The 19,083-nt window shown below is 54.9% G+C and carries 14 protein-coding genes; 7 read left to right on the forward strand and 7 right to left on the reverse strand.

Annotated elements, in window-relative coordinates:
* Nucleotides 1–10 precede the first annotated feature (10 nt).
* Nucleotides 11–346 (reverse strand): DUF6116 family protein, encoded by a 336-nt coding sequence (locus LC093_RS16970; protein WP_226667667.1) that lies wholly within the window; start codon nt 344–346, stop codon nt 11–13.
* Between the two features lie 179 nt (nt 347–525).
* Nucleotides 526–1,608, reverse strand: coding sequence for a DNA polymerase IV (gene dinB / locus LC093_RS16975; protein WP_226667669.1), 1,083 nt, complete (start codon nt 1,606–1,608; stop codon nt 526–528).
* A 106-nt stretch (nt 1,609–1,714) separates the two neighbouring features.
* Here dinB and LC093_RS16980 point away from each other — a divergent pair, with 106 nt between their 5' ends.
* Nucleotides 1,715–2,230 (forward strand): carboxymuconolactone decarboxylase family protein, encoded by a 516-nt coding sequence (locus LC093_RS16980; RefSeq protein WP_226667671.1) that lies wholly within the window; start codon nt 1,715–1,717, stop codon nt 2,228–2,230.
* 76 nt (nt 2,231–2,306) lie between these two features.
* Here LC093_RS16980 and LC093_RS16985 read toward each other — a convergent pair whose 3' ends face one another.
* From LC093_RS16985 to mutS, 4 genes are all read right to left on the reverse strand, one after another.
* A complete protein-coding gene (locus LC093_RS16985; RefSeq protein WP_226667673.1) occupies nt 2,307–2,474 on the reverse strand; it encodes a DUF1328 domain-containing protein in 168 nt (55 codons plus the stop codon).
* 245 nt (nt 2,475–2,719) lie between these two features.
* Complete coding sequence (locus LC093_RS16990) at nt 2,720–3,283, reverse strand: hypothetical protein (RefSeq protein WP_226667675.1); 564 nt, start codon at nt 3,281–3,283, stop codon at nt 2,720–2,722.
* 134 nt (nt 3,284–3,417) lie between these two features.
* Nucleotides 3,418–3,741, reverse strand: a complete 324-nt coding sequence (gene fdxA / locus LC093_RS16995; RefSeq protein ID WP_226667677.1) for a ferredoxin FdxA — start codon at nt 3,739–3,741, stop codon at nt 3,418–3,420.
* Between the two features lie 131 nt (nt 3,742–3,872).
* Nucleotides 3,873–6,557: a DNA mismatch repair protein MutS gene (mutS, locus tag LC093_RS17000; protein WP_226667679.1), complete on the reverse strand. Its 2,685-nt coding sequence runs from the start codon at nt 6,555–6,557 to the stop codon at nt 3,873–3,875.
* A 268-nt stretch (nt 6,558–6,825) separates the two neighbouring features.
* On the opposite strand from mutS, the gene LC093_RS17005 reads away from it, so the two are divergent.
* From LC093_RS17005 to LC093_RS17015, 3 genes are all read left to right on the forward strand, one after another.
* Entirely contained in the window at nt 6,826–7,071 is a 246-nt protein-coding gene (locus LC093_RS17005; RefSeq protein WP_226667681.1) for a DUF6482 family protein, read from the forward strand.
* A 200-nt stretch (nt 7,072–7,271) separates the two neighbouring features.
* Nucleotides 7,272–7,664, forward strand: coding sequence for a hypothetical protein (locus LC093_RS17010; RefSeq protein WP_226667683.1), 393 nt, complete (start codon nt 7,272–7,274; stop codon nt 7,662–7,664).
* Between the two features lie 231 nt (nt 7,665–7,895).
* Complete coding sequence (locus tag LC093_RS17015) at nt 7,896–9,794, forward strand: glycoside hydrolase family 3 N-terminal domain-containing protein (protein ID WP_226667684.1); 1,899 nt, start codon at nt 7,896–7,898, stop codon at nt 9,792–9,794.
* 6 nt (nt 9,795–9,800) lie between these two features.
* On the opposite strand, the gene LC093_RS17020 is transcribed toward LC093_RS17015, so the two are convergent.
* Nucleotides 9,801–10,766: an N-acetylmuramoyl-L-alanine amidase gene (locus LC093_RS17020; RefSeq protein WP_226667687.1), complete on the reverse strand. Its 966-nt coding sequence runs from the start codon at nt 10,764–10,766 to the stop codon at nt 9,801–9,803.
* A gap of 406 nt (nt 10,767–11,172) precedes the next feature.
* Here LC093_RS17020 and LC093_RS17025 point away from each other — a divergent pair, with 406 nt between their 5' ends.
* From LC093_RS17025 to LC093_RS17035, 3 genes are all read left to right on the forward strand, one after another.
* On the forward strand, nt 11,173–13,848 hold the full coding sequence (locus LC093_RS17025; protein WP_226667689.1) for a TonB-dependent receptor: 2,676 nt from the start codon (nt 11,173–11,175) through the stop codon (nt 13,846–13,848).
* Between the two features lie 120 nt (nt 13,849–13,968).
* Nucleotides 13,969–15,477: a tryptophan halogenase family protein gene (locus LC093_RS17030; protein WP_226667692.1), complete on the forward strand. Its 1,509-nt coding sequence runs from the start codon at nt 13,969–13,971 to the stop codon at nt 15,475–15,477.
* 451 nt (nt 15,478–15,928) lie between these two features.
* A complete protein-coding gene (locus tag LC093_RS17035) occupies nt 15,929–18,946 on the forward strand; it encodes a TonB-dependent receptor (RefSeq protein WP_226667694.1) in 3,018 nt (1,005 codons plus the stop codon).
* The last annotated feature ends 137 nt before the right edge of the window (nt 18,947–19,083 follow it).

Consider the following 19,083-nt stretch of genomic DNA (forward strand, 5'->3'; position numbering starts at 1 on the left):
ACTCTCTGACTCAGTGTTTGCCGTGTTCGTTCTGGGATTTTGTGTTGTGTACTTCTTGTCTCTGGGGATCCGCTTCCGGTGTCTCTGTTGCGGTTAAGTCGTCCGAGCGGACGGTTTGACCTTTTACCTTCTTTTCATCAGGCTCGGGTTTACGACTTTTTCTCCAGGATGCCAGAAATAGTGTGGCGAGCCCGAGCAGGACTTCATCTACAAATGGCACCAGGTCGGGAATAAACAGGTCGACCAAAAAAATCAGGCTGATCCACTTGAACAACTGGGGGTGCTTCAGCTTGCGGGCGTAATTGAGAAACCAGCCGACAAATGCACTGGGTATAACACGCTTCATATTTTTTGATCGAAAAGTACTTCGAGACCGTGTTGGGAGTATAGCCGGAGGTAAAGAGGGGGATGGGTGGGCGCTTGCGATGCAGTGATAAATTGCGCTCCGGCTGGCGCCAAAAAACATATTATCCGAAAACTGGCTGGTCAAAAAATGCACGGAAACCGTCGCCAGCCCGCGGGAGTTCAGGTGTGGGAAGCGAGTCCGCGGCGGAAGGGTAGCGGCAATTGCTCCGGGCCCAACTCGGCACGTAAATCCTTGAGTTTCACTCCCACACCCAGCAGGCGAACCGGTTCGCTGCGCTTATCCCAACATTGTTGCAACAGCTGTTTGAACTCGCTGATACGCGCGGCGCGACTGGTTCTCTCCTGAGTGGTCATGGTGAAGTCGGCGTACTTGACCTTGACCACGGCGCCACTGATTTCATAGCGATCGCCGAGGTTTTCGATACGTTCCCAGAGCCGACCATAAAGCCCTGTCATTTCTTCCTGCCACTCTTCAAACTTGCACAGGTCGCTGCTGAAGGTGTGCTCCACACTGACACTCTTGCGCGCGCCGTCGCCATTGACCGGGCGTTCGTCTATGCCCCGGCACAATTGATACAGGCGATTGCCAAACTTTCCGTACATCTGAACCAGCTCAACCAGGGAGTAGCGCCGTAAATCACTGCAATTGCGGATGCCTTTGCGGTGCATCTTTTCTGCGGTGACACGGCCGACACCGTGGATTTTCGCTACTGGTAAGCGCTGCACAAATTCTTCAACGGCGGCCGGGTTGATTACGGTGAGTCCGTCGGGCTTTTGCCAGTCACTGGCGATCTTGGCCAGAAACTTGTTCGGCGCGACCCCGGCAGAAATCGTGATACCCAGCGTTTCCACTACTTTGCGACGTATCTCCGTAGCGATCAGTGTTGCACTGCCGTTGCAGTGATGGCTGTCTGTGACGTCGAGATAGGCTTCGTCCAGAGATAGTGGTTCTATAAGGTCGGTGAATTCGAGGAATATGTTGCGTATCTGGGCGCTGACTTCCCGATATTTTTTCATGTTGCCCGGTACTACAATCAAGTCAGGGCAGAGTTTCAGCGCTTGCGACGTTGGCATTGCCGAGCGAACACCAAAACTGCGGGCTTCATAGTTGCAGGTGGAAATGACTCCACGGCGATCACTGGCACCGCCCACAGCAACGGGTTTGCCCCGTAATTCGGGGTCATCGCGCATTTCTACCGAGGCGTAGAAGCAGTCGCAGTCACAGTGAATGATTTTTCGCATGCTGGAATTATATCCAGTGTTTCGGGTTGGCGAAATCCCCAGGGCCGATGCCAGTTACGCTATCCACTGACGAGGGCGGTACCTGGAATTCGCGAGGAGGTATAAGGTGAGTTGGATTCCCCTGAACGAACAGGCCCCTGATGAGCGGGTACACGCAGTTTTTGATGATATACGCACGCAGTTGGGCGAGATCCCCGATATATTTCGAGCGTACGCCAATGACACACCATTGCTGGAATTGATGTGGTCTCAGTACAGCAAACTGATGCTGATTGGACATCTTTCCCCGCAATTGAAAGAGGGGATTGCGCTGATGGTGTCCGCCGATAACCGGTGTGACTCGGGTATCGTGCTTCACAGCGCACACCTGGAAAAATACGGGGTTGATCCAAAGGAAGTACTGCGTATCCGCACCAACCCGGATCACGCGCATTACAACCCCAAAGATCACGCGCTGTTGGAAGTGGCCCGCCATGCAATTCTGGCACCGCATGACCACGGTGAGCGGCTGATCAAGCTGGCTCGGGAGCGGGGTGCGACGGATGCGGAAATTCTTGAGGCACTGGCGGTAGCCGGCATGGTCAGCGGCCTGAACAAGGCGTCCGATCTCATGGGGCTGTGAAGCCTGTTGCTAGCGAGTACTCGCAGACCACAATAAAAAAGGCCGCCTGAAGCGGCCTTTTTTATTGTCTGAATCGTCAGCGGGGCGGTTTACGACGACCGAAGATCAGTGCGATTACGAATAGAACCAGGAATACAAAGAACAGTATCTTGGATATTTCCGTCGCTGTGGAAGCTACGCCACTGAAGCCAAAAAAGGCCGCAACGAGCGCAATGACCAGACAGATAATAGCCCAGCGCAACATGGCAATACTCCTGTTGTGGCAAGGGACTACCGGCGGTTTGCCGGCACAAGATGGGCAACCTCAATAACCATTCAGGTTAGCCAATCGATCTCATTGATAACGAACTCTGAGGCCCATCACCACTTTTTCTGGCAATCGAGGTGAATACCGTTCCGCTCCTGCGTGGCAGATTGGGGAGTGGGTCGGGTGTGGGCTGGGCGTGGGGTAGGACGACTTTGTCCGGCAAATGGGCACCACCCGCTGTGCTAAGAGGACCTATCCTGAGCCGGCAACAGTTCCGACAGCGGAACGAAATCGTATCCCTTTGCGCGCAGTTGCTCGCTGATCAGTGGTAGCGCATCGAGCAGCTGCTGTTGCTCGCCGTGCTTGGGATGGACCATGAGAACAGCTCCGGGAAACACATTGTCGGCCACGTAATTGGCTATTTCCTGTAACTCCGAGGGGTTGTGGCTGGAGGGCTCGAAAGTGAGCGAGTCCTTGCTGCCCAGTTTGTGCAGAATATAGGCGGCACTCGCGAGCTCATGGCGAGCCGTTGCTGGGGCCAACTCGATCAGGCTGTTGCGTGAATGTGTGTGGGGGGCTGGCAGGAAGTGCACGCGGCTGTCGGCATCGGCGGGACTTGGTATCAGCGAGGCTTTGATTCTGAGGCGCTGCAGGGCATGCAGAAGGTCTTCTTCTGTGCCGGACTGAGTGCGGTCACCAATGGCCAGTGCAACACGGCGATCCTCGCCAAAGCTTTCCAGTGGAAGGGCGAGAAGGGCGATTGCCATGGTCTGGCGTAACAGGACGCGAAGGGACTTCATACTCATGGTTTTTGTCGGGCTACTGCTATTCAGGGAGTGAAGGGCGGTCAGCACTTCCGGATTTATTGGTTTCGGAAGGAAACGGACACAAACAAAAAAGCCGTCTTGTAAAAGACGGCTTTTTTATAAACGTTGGCAAATCAGCGCTCAAGGTGCTCCAGCTTGCCTTTAACGCCATCCCACTCCTCGGCATCGGGCAATGGGTCTTTCTTTTCCGTGATGTTTGGCCACACGTCTGCCAGTTCGGCGTTCAGCTCAATGTATTCCTGCTGATCTTCTGGAACCTCGTCTTCGGAGAAGATCGCATTGGCCGGGCACTCGGGCTCGCACAGGGCGCAGTCGATACACTCGTCCGGGTGGATTACCAGAAAGTTGGGGCCTTCATAGAAGCAGTCTACCGGGCAAACTTCCACACAGTCGGTGTATTTGCACTTGATGCAGTTTTCCCCAATTACGAATGTCATGCTTGTCCCTCGATGCTACCGCGGCTTTCTTGCTTATTGCCGGTCCGTTATGGACCCGCGTTGGAAAGCTGCGGATTTTATCAATAACTGGCGCGAATTGTAGTGGCTTTTGAGTCGAATTGGTTGGGTGCTTATAACAATTTGCGCAGCGCATAGAGCTGTTCCAGGGCCTGGCGCGGGGTCAGGTCGTCTGGATCCAGTGATTCCAGTGCTTCCACCGCCGGGTGTGGGGCACTGCCAAACAGGTCTACCTGGGCTGGCGCGGCTGCTTGCGGCTTTGCCAGGGAGGCGGGCTGAGGCTTGGTTTGCGGCTCTGGTTGCACCACCGGCTCAACTTCAGGTACTTGTGCCGGCTCCGGTTTTGCAACCGGGCCCGGTCCCGAATCCCGGGTGGTGTGGCCGGCTTCCAGCGCCGCCAGCCGCTCGCGGGCTTCGTTCAGTACATCGGCGGGTATACCGGCAAGCTTGGCTACCTGCAGGCCATAGCTCTTGGACGCAGGACCTTCCTGGATACGGTGCAGGAACACGATGGAGTCGCCGTGCTCGGTGGCATTCAGGTGGATATTGGCCGCGTCGCCACATTCGCCCGGCAGCTCGGTCAGTTCGAAATAGTGGGTGGCGAACAGGGTGAAAGCACGCACCTTATTGGCCAGGTAGTGGGCGCAGGCCCAGGCCAATGACAGGCCGTCGTAGGTGCTGGTGCCGCGACCGATCTCGTCCATCAGGATCAGGCTGTGTTCGCTGGCGTTGCGCAGGATGTTCGCGGTCTCGGTCATTTCCACCATAAAAGTGGAGCGGCCGCCGGCGAGATCGTCGGCGCTGCCGATACGGGTAAAGATGCGGTCCAGCAGGCCGATGCGGGCGCTGTCGGCGGGTACGTAGCTGCCGCAGTGGGCCAGCAGCGCAATCAGCGCAGTCTGGCGCATATACGTGGACTTACCGCCCATATTCGGGCCGGTGATCACCAGCATGCGACGGCTGTCGTGAAGCTCGATATCGTTGGCGACAAACGGCGCGTCCAGTACCTGCTCAACCACCGGGTGGCGGCCACCTTCCACGTGAATGCCGGGGGTGGTGGAAAGCTCCGGTTGCACCAGGCGCAGCTGGTCGGCGCGCTCGGCCATGTTGGCCAGGACATCCAGCTCGGAAACCGCGGCCGCGGCTGTCTGCAGTTCTGCCAGGTGTTCGTTGAGGGTATTGATCAGCTCCTCATACAGGAATTTTTCCCGTGCCAGCGCGCGGCTTTTGGCCGAGAGTGCCTTGTCTTCGAACTCTTTCAGTTCCGGGGTGATAAAGCGTTCGGCGTTTTTCAGGGTCTGGCGGCGGATGTAGTCCACCGGCGCCTTGTCACTCTGGCCGCGGCTGATCTCGATAAAGTAACCGTGCACCCGGTTGTAGCCGACCTTCAGGGTCGGGATGCCGGTGCGCTCTTTTTCGCGCTGTTCCAGCTGTACCAGATAATCGCCGGCGTTCTCGCTGATGCCGCGCAGCTCGTCCAGTTCGTCGTCGTAGCCCTCGGCAATCACGCCGCCATCGCGGATCACTACCGGCGGGTTTTCCACCAGGGCGCGTTGCAGCAGTTCCACGGTTTGTGGCCACTCGCCGATCTCGCGGCCGAGCTGCTGCAAGCGGCGGGCGTCGGTTTCCGCCAGCTGGCGCTGCAGCTCCGGGAACTGCGCCAGCGACAGACCGAGGCGGGAGAGGTCCCGCGGGCGCGCGGAGCGCAGCGCCAGGCGGCCGAGAATCCGCTCCATATCGCCAATGGGCTTGAGTGCTTCGCGCAGTGGCTCAAATCGGTAATCGTCAATCAGCGCACCGATCGCCTGCTGGCGCTGCTGCAGGGTGTCGAGGGTGCGCAGCGGGTTGTTCAGCCAGCGGCGCAGCAAGCGGCTGCCCATTGCGGTTTTACAGGCATCGAATACCGACAGCAGGGTGTTGTCGTCGCCGCCGTTCAGGTTCAGGTCGATTTCCAGGTTGCGGCGGCTGGCGGGATCCAGAGCCACGGTGTCTTCGCTGCGCTCGGTGCGCAGGGTGCGGATATGCGGCAGCTCGGTGCGCTGGGTATCGCGGGCGTACTGCAGCAGGCAACCGGCGGCACACAGGGCCGCGTGCATATGGCTGCAGCCGAAGGCCTCGAGATCCATGGTGCCGAACTGACGGTTGAGCAGGCGCAGGGCACTTTCCAGCTCGAACTCCCAGGGCGCGCGGCGACGCAGACCGGGGCGGCGCGCGATTTCCGCGGGCAGGTCCAGGTCTTCCGGGGTCAGCAGCTCGGTAGGGCTGAAGCGCTGGATCTGCTCGGCCAGAGCTTCCAGGGTATCCACTTCCTGGACCGCAAAGTGGCCGGTGCCCAGGTCCAGCAGCGAGAGACCATAGCGATCACCCAGCAATACGGTCGCCGCCAGCAAATTATCACGGCGCTCATTAAGCAGCGCTTCATCGGTCACAGTACCCGGGGTGACGATACGCACCACCTTGCGCTCCACCGGACCTTTGCTGGTTGCCGGGTCACCGAACTGCTCGGCAATAGCCACCGATACGCCGGCCTTGATCAACCGCGCCAGGTAGCCTTCCGCCGCGTGATAGGGGATGCCCGCCATAGGGATTGGCTGCCCGCCGGACTTGCCGCGGGCGGTCAGGGTCACATCCAGCAGCTCCGCGGCGCGCTTGGCGTCGTCGTAGAACAGCTCATAGAAGTCGCCCATGCGGTAGAACACCAGCTCCTGGCGGTGCTCGGCCTTGATGCGCAGGTATTGCTGCATCATTGGGGTGTGTTCGGGCTGCTTAGTGTTGCTGGTGGTGGTAGTAGCGACCATGGTGTAGAAAATTCTTTTTTGAATCAGGTAGTTAGCGTTTTTTGCGCCGCCGGCATTGGCCGGATGGTATCCGGAGGCGGGGCACGCCGGCAGGCCGGGGAGGATAACAAAGCGACAGGCAAAGCACTATCTGACTGGAAAGTCCTCGCGGATTGGCCTGCCTCTGGCACTGGCCGGCAAGCTTTCCGTTTCATCTGTCCCCACCTTATGGTTGTGGTACGTCACCGTAATGGCGGGGGCGCGTGCCCCGAGCGCCGAGGGAGGCAACATGAACCTTCAGATACTCTCCTTGGAAGGACAAATTTATCTCGTTGAGACGGTTGATGAAAACGGGTCTCGGCTCCTGACCGATCGCCAGCATCGTCCACGCAAATTCCACTGTCTCGAGGAGATACGGGAGCAGCTGGATGTACGTAACTTCGATGAGATCTGGTTGGAGCAGCAAACGCCCTACGAAGAGATGTGTGGGCTGGATGAGCAAACGGTGCCGCTACGTATTAGGTTGAACTGGTGATCAAACAACGAAAAGTACGCTGTTGATCAGTACAAATCAGACGAAAAATCGAGGGGGCTAGCCAAGCTCGTAAAGTGTTAATAAAAATCGAATAAAACCAAATCAACGGATAAGTTTTCTTGAATAAAATCAACTGGATAGGTTTAATACGCGCCCGTATGTAATGCAATACCAAAATGTGAGTCATAGGAGGAGTACACATGGGACTGCAAGAAAAGAAATGGCGCCGCACGATTGAAGAAGAATATGTTGCTGAATTCAAAGCTGACTTGTCTTCACACTACGCCACGGCATTCGACGTAACTTTTGACTGGGAGAGTTTCTCATCGGTTGATGAGCTAAAGTTCGTGCCGACATACAGCCTGGATCGCGTAAAGAGCGCATTGCGCACCCTGGCAGAAGATCAGGATGCGAAAGAAGAAATCGAAGCTCAGATTAAAACGCTACATATTCGCAATGTAGAAAATGGCCAGGAAAACAAAGCAATGGCACTGTCGGATGGCACATTCGATTTTGCTGCGGGCTTTGGTGGCAATCACAACGATGTCTTCACTGATCTGGCGATTCGCGAGTTTTTGGAAGGCGCGCTATAGCGCTCGGTAACAAAGTAAAAAGGCAGCCTTCGGGCTGCCTTTTTTGTTCAGCACCAGTCTTGGATACGTAACGGAGCGCGTACAGCTATTTGGTTGACCGCTTCAACCATAGCTTGCCACCCTCTTGTTGAATAAATTATTCTTCGTTCAACTACAAAAGAATTATTTATCGGCCACCAAATGAAATCTCAGCTTTGTCTCTTGGCGTCAATATTCTCTTTATGTGCTCTGATGGCTGCAGCTGGCTGCTCCGATGCTACGGAACAACAGGCTGCTGTGCGCCCGGCTCTTGAAAGTCTGAGTCTGCGCGAGAAGATTGCCCAGAAGCTCATGCTGGATATTCGCTACTACTGTGCGGACGCGGAACGGCCGCAGGGTGGCGCTGCGGATACCTGGGGGATCAGAGATTGCGATCAAGCGGTCACCCAGTTGCCCCCGGCTCTGGCGGACGTGATCCGGCGTACCGGTGTGGGCGGAATTATTCTGTTCGCCGACAACCTGCAAAGCAGTGCGCAGATTGTGCAGCTCAACCGTGATTTGCAGCTGGCAGCCAGCAGTTCCCGCGCGGGGATACCGCTGTTGATTGGGGTGGATCAGGAGGGCGGCCGTGTCAATCGCCTGCCTCGCGATGAAGCGGCGGCGTTTGCTGGCAATATGGCGATTGGTGCAACACAGGCTGTTCACGGTGAGCGCTTTGCGACCGCTACGGCGGAGGTCATGGCGGAGCAGCTGAGCGTGCTTGGTTTCAACGTGAATTTCGCACCGACACTGGATGTAAACAGCAACCCCGATAACCCGGTCATCAATGTGCGCTCCTACAGTGAGTCGCCACAGGTTGTGGCGGACCTCGGTGCAGCCAGCGTTACCGCGTTCCAACGTAAGGGCGTGGCAGCTACGGTGAAACATTTTCCCGGACATGGTGATACCAGTGTGGACAGTCATACCGGCCTGCCAAGAGTTGAGCGCTCACTGGAGTCTGCACGCTCGGTGGATCTTCTGCCGTTTGCCGAGGTTTTCGAGCGTTCCCGGCCCGCACTGACCATGACGGCCCATATTCAATACCCCGCACTGGACAATTCGACAATGCTCTCCAAGTCAGGAGAGGACGTTGTGGTACCGGCAACGCTTTCGCGCAAGATTCTTACAGACCTGTTGCGTGAGAAAATGGGCTATGAAGGCGTCATTGTTACGGATGCGCTGGATATGGCGGGTATCAGTAATTACTTTTCTGCCGATGAAGCGGTTGTTCATACGTTTGCCGCGGGTGCCGATATCGCGCTGATGCCGGTGAAAATTCGTTTTCCGGAAGATTTAACACGCCTCGATGGAGTCATTGATCGCGTGGAGACGGCGGTATTAGAGGGTGAACTTGCGTTGCCGGAGATCGAGTTATCGACAGCGCGCGTACTGAATTTGAAGCAACGGTTTGTCAGTACCCAATGGATGCAGCAGGATCAGCGAGCCGCGGTGGCGGATGCGCGTCGGCTGCTGGCGACACCTGCGCACCGTGTACTCGCCAGCGAACTGTCCACTGCTGCACTCACCAGCATATTCCAGCCTTTAACGGGTCAATTACCGATTATCAGCGATAGCACACAAACGGTGCAGGTGCTGGCGCCGAGCGCGGCGGTTGGTGCGGCATTCAAAGTGGCGCTGTCCGAAGTGACGAGGGCGAAAATTGAAGTCCTTGATCCCAGGGGTGCCATCGAAACGATATCCGCGCACGCCGCAGACCTGTTGATTGTTGCGAGTATTGTACCGGCGGAGAGTGCGGTTGAGCTTGGTGGCGTTGAGGATCTGGCCCGCCTCAAGGCTGCACCAAAGCTGCCTCTGGATACGCTCTATAGAATCTACCGGCAGGGCTTGCAGGCAGCGCGTGAGCAGGGCGGAAAAACGGTGTTTGTCAGTATGCGTTCACCATACGAGGCCGCGCGTTTTGCGGATGTGGCCGATGTACATCTGGCCAGCTTTGACTACAAAGCATTTATCGACGTGAACAGGGAAATGCACGGCCCCGTTTATCGGGCGCTGGCCAGTGCCCTTGTGAGTAGCACCTTGCCGCAAGGGGAGCTGCCAGTAACAGTTAGGCCGCCCGTGAAAGCGGATGGCGCTCTGGCCAGCGGAAAATAAGCCGAATTATTTACGTTCCGCCACTACCTCCTGCTCCATGCCCGGATAATTGCTCAATTTGTGCGGGAAATACTTCTCCAGGAGCGCCAGTAATATGGCGCGGCTCTGGATATCCACTTCACCATCGGCTTTCCATGGGCGGAAGTGATACTGGAAGGCCCGGGTATACAGGCTGATTTCCTCGTCGCTGGCGGTTGCAGGATCGATACCGTAACCATATTCCGATAGCCATTGCGCAAAGCGTCGCCGTACGCTGTCCTGATCACTGCTGGTGTTGCCCTGCAGGTATTCCAAATGCCGATTGACGACATCTTCGTCATACCAGGCCCCAATCCCCGCTTCGGCCAGCTGTCGCCAGGGAAACTTGGGGCCGGGATCGATTTTGTAGTGGGGGATAATATCGCCGTGTCCAATAATTCGGGTCGGTGTGATGTCCGGGTAACGGGCGAGAATATCCTTTGCCAGTGCAATGACCAGCTCAATCTGAGCTGGATCAAACTCCGGGAAAAAGCACACTGCGCCGGGCTCCGCACCGGGGGTAGATTCCGGTGGTGGCTCACACCGGCTCTGGTTGACTATTTCGATACCGATAGAGTGGTCATTCAGCTGGCTGCGATCTTCCCACTCACTCCTACCGGCATGCCAGGCCCGGCGGCGCTCATCCACCAGCTGGTAAACCCGCAACTCGTCATGGGGATAGCTGGCGTCGTTGCTTTCCGGTATCAGGTAATGCGAACTGACCGGCGAGGAGCTTGGTTGGGTCAGTACCCGCAGCGAAGTCGCGAAATCAATGGCGGTAAAGTGCAGCACAAGGAAGCGAACCCGCTCACTCGCATTCTGAGATTTGACCACTTCGATGTCGTAATCATTTCCGCTGTGATTGATGCCGCCGCTGCTTGCGCAGCCGTTCGCGCCGAGCATTGCCAGCGCCAGACCTGTGGCGCAAAAGGTAGTAAGGATCCTGTGTGACATGGCGAGTCCTTCGGTCGAGCCTGTTAGTGGTTATCTGTTCTTATCAGCACTGTGATAACGGTGTTTCTTCCGCGTATCGAATACAAAAATCGTTACCGCCTGCCGCTTTGTTGCATTCCATCGTCACTGCTCGCCAGGTTAGTAGGAATGGCGTATCCCCGTTGGCGGGTTAATTAACCTGACATGCCAAATTACCCCTGAATTGTACAAATAATTTATTCCGGATATATAGTTTTTGTGGAATTTTTTAAGTAGGCTTTAGTCGTTCCGAGGGGTAGCGCGGGCAAATTGAACAGATGTGCTGGCCCCATCCACGCCAGAATGACAACGATGTCAGCTTGGTCAGGTTGGGCAAAATAAATGCTGATAAGCAATAAACGTGACCAACGACAAGGCGGAAATAACCATGAATAAAATGAAGTTCCGTAGAAACCTGATATCTCGCGGTGTGGCCCTGGCTCTTGCCGGCATAGCGGCGCCTTTTGTAATGGCCCAGGACGTTTCACAGAAGAGTGAAGCCGAAACCCTGGAAGAAGTTCAGGTTGTAGGTTTCAAGGCATCCCTGGAAAAAAGTGTCTACGTAAAGCGCAATGCCACGGTGGTGATGGATAGTGTGAATGCGGAAGATATCGGTAAATTTCCCGACAAAAATATTGGCGATGCACTGATGCGCCTGCCGGGCGTTGGTATTGAGCGGCGTTTCGGTGAGGCAGATGGTGTCAGTATTCGTGGCCTGGATCCCGCGCTCAGCCTGACCTATTTAAACGGTCAATCGATCTCCACCGCGCAGTGGTTTGAAGGCTACCGGCCTACCCGGGGTTTCCGTTCGGATATGCTTGCCTCCGAGCTGGTATCTTCGCTCGAAGTGTACAAATCACCGCGCGCGGATCTTCCCGACGGATCGGTTGGCGGTATTGTGAATATCAAGACCCGCCGCCCGCTGGATCTTGCTGCAAATACCTTCCAGAGCTCCATGGAATATCAGTACACCGAAAATGCCGAGCGCTGGGACCCGGCATTTTCCGGCCTCTACAGCTGGAAATCTGAGGATGAGAAATTCGGCTTTCTGGTAAGCGCCAGCCATCAGGAGCGCTTTACCACCTACGATGCGATGGAGAACTACTACGGCACCAGCGTCGAGGGCAAAGATACCGACGGCTCAGGTAATTTCACCCAGGCAACCTGGGGGGCGGGGCACGCGATTTTCCAGCAGGAGCGTGAGCGCACGGCCTATAACATTACCGCGCAGTACCAGCCAAGCGAACAGCTGGATATAACGGCCAACTACCTGAACTTTGCCCTTTCCGCGGATAACGTCAACGCCAACTACCTGGTGATTCCCGGCCGCACCGCGGACATCCGCAATGTCTCCGTTGTTGGTGATTTTCCCGCGGGGCAGGGGGCTCTGGTACATGACTCCTACCTCGCGGATGTAAACGGAGAACCCGGTAATGACTACTGGTTTGGGCCGGATACCTTCTTCCGTAATACCAACCCTGAAGCGCAGGCATTTGATATTGATATCAATTACAGTCACGAGCTTTTCGATGCGCATATGCAGGTGGGTTATACCGAGGCAGCGGGCGACATTATCGTGGTCGGCTATTCCGGCATGATCAACACGCAGACCATGGCGGCAACCGATCTCACCGGCGAAGAGAAGCTCACCCTCGACCTTACCGGCAACAAGCTCGGCGTTGAGTTCGAGGGCTTCGATCCCAGCCTGCCCGAAAATTACCCGCTGGCGATCCGCGAGGTGAACCCGCATATGGAGGACTCTGATGAAGAGACCTATGCGCAGTTCGACATCACTGTACCGATGCAGAATGCCGGATTTATCACGGCCTTGAAAACTGGTGTGAAATATCAGGATCACACCAATGACCGACATGTGTATTTCTTCGATGCGGAGATCCCCGCAAATCTGATGGCCGGGGTCGCCACCTATGCCGACCTGCCAGTTAATTCCGGCTGCGGGCAGTTTGATGAAACCGCCAAGAGCAATACCCTGACCTGCCTGCCAACGCTTTCGCTTAGCGGGATCCGGGACCTGACCGGCGAGCTGACCCCAGCGAATACCCGTCAGACTGAGAGCCTCAGTGATTTCTATGAAATCAATGAGCAAAAGCTGGCGGTTTACGGTATGGCCGAGTTCGAGTACGAAAAATTCAGCGGTAACTTCGGTCTTCGCTATGTGGACTACGACCTGGAGTCTATTGCCCACCAGGACGATGCGCTCAATGTGCCCACCAACAATGACTACAGCGAAGTACTCCCCAGTCTGAACGTTGTATACGAAATTCAGGAAGACCTATTGTTACGCGGTGCCGCTGCACGAGTTATGTCCCTGCCGAACTATCAGGATCTGCGCAATACCTTCAGTTACAACAGCCTTACCCTGACTGGTTCTGCGGGTAACCCTTATCTGGATCCCTGGTTGGCCAATCAGCTTGACCTCGGCATCGAGTGGTATTTTGCAGATGGTGCATTGGCCAGTGCGACATACTTCCGCAAGGACATTGATTCATTCCTGTTCTCGATTACGGAAGAAGAAGTGCATGAGATTGTTCTGGAAGGAACGGATACAGTAGTGACGCGGCCGCTGTTGGTGTCCCGGAACCGCAATGGCGGTGAAGCGAAATTGCAAGGGTTGGAACTGCAGCTGCAAACAGAGCTGGGGTATGGCTTCGGTATGAGCGCCAACTACACCTTTACCGATGCGGAAGTGATTGATAACAACGGGGTTGATGGGCTGAACCTGCCGGGTAATTCCGACAAGATGTGGAATGTCACCACCTACTGGGAGAATGATCGCTACAGTGCCCGTCTGATGGCGAACCAGCGTGGCGAGTTCTTCAGTGGGCTCCGACTTGGTTCCGCGACGGAAACGGAGGCCTTCACCTCTGTTGATGTGGCCTTCTCTGCGGAAGTAACCGATAACGTGACACTGAGCCTGCAGGGTATCAACCTGACTGGTGAACTCTACCGTACCAAGAATACGGAAGATTCCTGGAATGGGTTGTTCCGCCAGATCAACGATAACGGTACCCGCTGGTTTGCGAACGTTGCGGTGAAATTCTGATCGGCACAACCGGCTCGCCTGGCGGGCCGCTATTCCGTGAATGGTGAAAGACTGCAGAGCCGGCTGGTGCCGGCTTTGTTATTATTTGCCGACAATAAAAACAGATAGCGGAGTAGATTTGTGGAAAAACGGATCTCCATGCTGATTGTCGGTGGCGGTACCGCCGGATGGATGGCTGCCAACCTGCTGGCGCACCGCTTGCGGGACAGCAACGTCGATATCACAGTGGTGGAGTCCGACGCGATTGCCACGGTCGGTGTAGGCGAGGGCAGTACGCCCTATCTCAAGAACTTTTTCCGCACATTGGATATTCCCGAATCCGAATGGATGCCCGCCTGCCAGGCCACATACAAATGCGGAATCCGCTTCCCGAACTGGTGTAAAACGCCAGGTTTTGAATCCTATTTCCACCCATTCTTTTCACCACTCGATCGTGAAGTCGGTGCGGAGTTTTTCCAGCTGGCAGACCGATGTCGTATGGGAGAGCCTGCGAGTGCTCTCCCGGACCATTTTTTCCATGCGCCGTATCTGGCTGACGCGGCCATGTCACCGATCCCGCAGCGCCCGCTACCCTTTGAACTGGACTACGCGTATCACTTTGATGCGGGACTACTCGGCACCTTTCTGAAAAAGAAAGCGATTACTCGAGGTGTACAACACCGGATCGAAACCGTATCTGATGTGGTGGTAGAAGGCGGTGAGATCAAATGCCTGAATACCGAGAGTAGGTGCCAACTCATCGCGGACTTTTACATAGACTGTACTGGTTTCCGCAGCCAGTTACTCTCTGCACTTCCCGGCTATTGCTTCCGGGACTATTCCCCAACCCTGTTTAACAACGCTGCGGTGACTCTGCAGCAGCCCCGCGATTATGCAAAGCCGCTAGTGTCAGCAACGGAGTCCGCTGCGCTCACGAATGGCTGGATGTGGCGTATTCCCCTGCAGCAGCGTACGGGGTTTGGTTACGTGTACAGCGCCGATTTTATCTCGGAGGATGAGGCAGAAAGGGAATTGCGGGCCGTGACTGGAGCTTCAAGTGAGCAGGAGTGCCGGCATCTGAAGATGCGTATTGGCCGCGTTGAAGAGCACTGGTCCGGTAACTGTCTCGGAATCGGACTTTCTCAGGGCTTTATCGAGCCTCTCGAAGCAACCGCACTGATGCTTGTACAGTTTACCCTGGAATGTTTTATCGGGAAGTTTGTACCAGCCTGTAGTAGCGGCGCGCAAGCTGTGGAGTTGCAGGAGGGGTTTAATAAGCGAATCAACCGTATGTTTGATGGCGTGCTCGAATATGTGGCGGGCCACTACGTGCTGAATAGCCGCACCGATTCCGAGTACTGGCGGGCTGCGCGGGAAGACGCAGTTAGGCCGGCTTTTCTGGCCGAGCTGCTGAGCCGCTGGGATTCGCGTGGTGATTTCTCCGAATTCCTTGCAGCTCATGGCGAAGGGCAGATTTACTCCCGGGCCAGCTGGTATTGCCTGTTGGCTGGTATGGGGCGTTTTCCCTGTCACGAGTTGCCCATTCCACAGGTTACCCGGGAGCTGATTCAGGACGTCAGCACATTTTGCCGGGGCAATATCGGTCGGTTTCGACCCCACGAGGAACAACTTGCGCGGTTCCCTGGCTGAAACGTAGCCTCGGGAATTGCCCGGGGTGTAAATGGCAACAATTGGTACTTGAGCGGCGCCTGTAGCCACGCTTTTCCTGGACGGGCGCTTGTGGTCTCAGCGAAAAATTATTCGTACTCCTCCCTTCAGATACATCCTGCTTCACCTTAATTCCACTGGTTTGACGTGAATTAACTTGCCTTTAGGTTATTAACTGACATTTGGGTATATTTTTTTGAATTTTTTACCATTTTTATATCGCGCCTATTGAATTTTTTTTGCAGAATCGAAAGCGAATATCTTATTCCTGATGGTATTCCTGAGCGATATATTTTATCGGTCGAGAGGTCGGGCCGAACATCCAATGACAAATATAAAGATCGCCAACATGCGTTGAGAGAGAAACGGCAGATTGTCCAATCTGAAGTTGCGCACTGGAGAGAACCAAAAATAAAAGCCTTGGAGGCCTCGAATGTTCGAGAAGACGAAACTAAGTGAGTTGGTGGAAGGCAACGTCAAGAAGTCTTTGGCAAAAACCTCAGTTTTACTGGCGAGCACCATGTTCGCCATGTCGGTAGCGGCGCAGCAGTCGGGCAGTATCGAGGGTACTGTATACCTCGATGGTGAAACCGAAGCGGCGGGCGTAACAGTCACTGCGACGAGCCCGGTGATGCCGAAAAGCCGGACTGTAGAGACTAATGCGAACGGTGCATACCGTATGCCGGCTTTGATCCCCGGCACCTATACCCTGACCTTTACCGCTGAAGATGGCTCGACCCGTACGGTCAAGACCCGGGTACTTCTCGATCAGCGCTCCAATGTTTCCGTGAGCATGGTGCCTGATGGTAACAGCGACTCCATGGAGGAAGTTGCTGTCGTTGGGGAGAAAGTAGAAATTGTCGGTGGCGGGGCATCTCTCTCCAATGCGCTTGGAGCAGAAGTGATCAACGCTTTGCCCGTGGGCCGGAATTATCGCGACTTATTGAAACTTCTTCCGGGTGTACAGTTTAGTGCAGACTCGGTTCGTGGTCCCAATGCTGGTGGCAGCGGCCAGGACAATACTTATGCATTTGACGGCGTAAATGTTACTTTGCCGATGTTCGGCACGCTTTCGGCAGAGCCGTCCAGTCACGACATTGAGCAGGTTTCCGTGGAGCGCGGTGGTGCACGGGCGGTTGGCTTCAATCGTGCTGGTGGTGTCAGCATTGATACCAAGTCCAAGTCGGGAACCAACGAGTTTAAAAGCAGCCTGGAATACCGGTTCGAAGATCCGAACCTGCGTGCAAAAAGTAAAGAGGGTGTGAGTGCGGACACCGAAGAGACGTGGCTCACGGCGAGTGTTAGTGGTCCTCTGGTTGAAGATACCCTGTTTTTCTATGGGTCTTATTACGGGCCGACAGAGACTCGTGACAACAAGGAAACCGCTTACGGATCCACCAAGGACTACCAGAGTGAGCGCGATGAATACTTCGGCAAGCTAACCTACGCCGTTACCGAAGACATCATGCTAAATGCCAGCTACCGTACCTCAGAGCGCGTGGATGAGGGGGCCTCCATCGGTGAGTTTGAAGACGATTCGGTATCCGTCGGTGAACTCGCAACGCAGGATATTCTGACATTTGATGGTTCCTGGATTATCAGTGATAGTACTTCGTTTACTTTCCAATACAGCGACCTGGCCCTGGAGACAGGTAGTGTCCCGGACAATATGTTGGGTTTCAGCCCTGAGTATGGCGCTTCCCTCGATATCACGAAACTCGATCAGCTGGGTTACTTCAACGTACCAAAGCTTCCTAGCGATAACCCAGATTTTGATAGCGTGCGGGCAGAGGATCTCATCGATCTGTACGGCTATACAGAAAATGGAGTGAGTAAAGGTGGCGGCGCTGTCGGTGCGTATTCCTCTATTAGCCAGCAAGATTTCTACCGCGAAAGTTTTGAAATGGCCCTGGAGCATCACTTTGAGATTGGTAGCACCAGTCATGATCTGCATATCGGCTATCAGTGGTCTGAAGGCAAGGAAGAGCTATCCAGACGCTCTAATGGCTGGGGCTCCATTTCCTATTTGGGTGGTGTGGACAATACCGAAGAGGATGGTAGTGGGGAGGATATTTACTTCCGCGCCTTAACTGAGCAAATGAGTTTCCTCGACGATAGCGGAACCTCCGTCCCGTCCATTGTTTCCTACAGCGTTGCGCACAATCTGGAAATCAATGATTCCATCGAGTGGAACGACTTTACCTTTAATGTCGGTGTCCTTATTAGTGAAGACACGTATTACGGTCAGGGCCTGAAGGAAAACAGTGCAAACTACTCGGGTTTTGAACTGGCCCCCGGTCATAAGTACGAGATGTATAAAATCGACTGGAAAGATATGATCCAGCCGCGTTTGGGAGTGACATGGGCATATAACGGCGAAGACACCGTATTCGCCAATTTTTCCCAGTACAACCCCCAGGCGAGCTCGTTGGCCCGTGCAGCTTCCTGGGATCGAAATACGGCCAAGACCCTGGAAATTTACTGGGATGAGGACGGCAACTATCTGGGTAATCAGGCGCGCCGCGGTTCTTCAGGCAAGATATTCCAGGAAGGCCTGGATCCTCGCCGCGTAGATGAACTCACCATCGGTACGACCAAAGGTTGGGGGGAGCGTATCAATACCCGGGCACATGTGCGTTACCGTGAGGGTTCCCATTTCTGGGAGGATGTGTGGAACTGGGCACGCTCGGATGAGGGCTGTTATGGTGATTTTGATGGTGATGGCGTTTATGAGCACTGTGTGCCAGCAGACATCGAGGCTCTGGGGCCGTATATTCCGGATTTGCAGAACTACCGCGACGAAATCGGTGGGTCCTCTTATGTGGTTGCGGAGATGGACGATGCCTATACCCGCTACTGGGAGCTCGCATTAGAAGGTGAGTGGTATGGCGATCGCAGCTATCTGAATGCCTCCTACGTCTACAGCGAATATACCGGTAATATCGATCAGGATAATACCTCCGCGACCAACGACCTGAACCTGTTTATCGGCTCATCAAGCTACGCGGATGATTACGGACAGTACACCTGGGACCTGAAAGACGGCACTCTGCGTGGTGACAAGCCGCATCAGTTGAAGGTCTTTGGTTACTACACCCTCGACTGGCAAGCAAATATTGGTGCGTTCTTCACTTTCCAATCAGGGCAGGCCTGGGAAGCATGGGATGGATCTATCTATAAACGTCCCGGTTCTGACACCATGCGCTACGCGGAGCCGGCTGGTAGCCGTCGTACCGCCAGCCACTGGCAATTGGATCTGAATTACACCCAGAACTTCCAGGTGTTTGGTGACTATACCCTGAAGTTCCGTGCGGATATGTTCAACGTGTTCAATCGCCAGACGGCGTATAACATCGATCCCCGGATGTCTGAGGCTGAAGCCAACTTTGGCGAGGCGCGTAGTTTCTATGATGCTCGCGCTGTGCAGCTGTCTTTCGGTATGGATCTGTAAATTCGACTTATCTCCTAGGTTGTAATTTCGGAAGTAAAGATTGCCCCGGTTTTACCGGGGCTTTTTTATAAAGTTGTGCACGGAATAAACTCCTTTATTAGGTAATTTACATTTCTTGAATGGTGAATATTCTTTGA

This window comes from Microbulbifer aggregans (assembly GCF_020524005.1).
GTDB lineage: Bacteria > Pseudomonadota > Gammaproteobacteria > Pseudomonadales > Cellvibrionaceae > Microbulbifer > Microbulbifer aggregans_A.